The sequence below is a fragment of the Streptococcus sp. HMSC064H09 genome (assembly GCF_001812625.1).
GTDB lineage: Bacteria > Bacillota > Bacilli > Lactobacillales > Streptococcaceae > Streptococcus.
In genome coordinates this window covers 1,129-1,733 of the sequence record NZ_KV809603.1, presented here as the reverse complement: position 1 = coordinate 1,733, position 605 = coordinate 1,129, and the positions used below count along the sequence as shown (strand labels likewise).

Sequence of the window (605 nt, the reverse complement as noted above, 5' to 3'; positions counted from 1 at the left end):
AACAAAAAACTCACCTGTAGGTGGGTTTTTGTTTGCTCATATTTATATCAACAAAATGATTAATTATTTAGTAAAAACCGAACGTTTTGAAAGAATATTCGGAATTTTTTGACTTTCGTCTTTACTTATGCTAAAATTTAATACATGTTAGAAAAGCTAACAAGTAAATCCATTATAGGAGGCTCTTATGGCACTTATTGAATTTAAAAATGTTAATAAATACTACGGAGATTATCATGCACTTCGTGATATCAATCTAGAAATTGAAAAAGGACAAGTTGTGGTTCTCTTGGGACCTTCTGGGTCTGGGAAATCTACTCTTATCCGTACAATCAACGCCTTGGAATCAATTGATAACGGTACACTTATCGTTAACGGACATAATGTGACGGAAGCTTCTGCCAAAGACTTGGTTGAGCTTCGTAAGGAAGCAGGGATGGTATTTCAACACTTCAACCTCTACCCTCACAAAACCGTTCTTGAAAATGTAACCTTGGCACCTATCAAGGTTCTTGGAATCAGTAAGGCAGAGGCTGAAAAGACTGCTGAAAAATTCCTTCGTTACGTTAATATGTGGGACAAGAAAGATTCATACCCTGGTATGC

Annotated in this window: 1 protein-coding gene; it reads left to right on the top strand. The window is 36.2% G+C overall.

Annotation, left to right across the window (positions count from 1 at the left end; genetic code table 11):
- Positions 1 to 187 precede the first annotated feature (187 nt).
- On the top strand, positions 188 to 605 hold a 418-nt coding region (locus HMPREF2867_RS07950), incomplete at its 3' end, for an amino acid ABC transporter ATP-binding protein (RefSeq protein ID WP_141751008.1).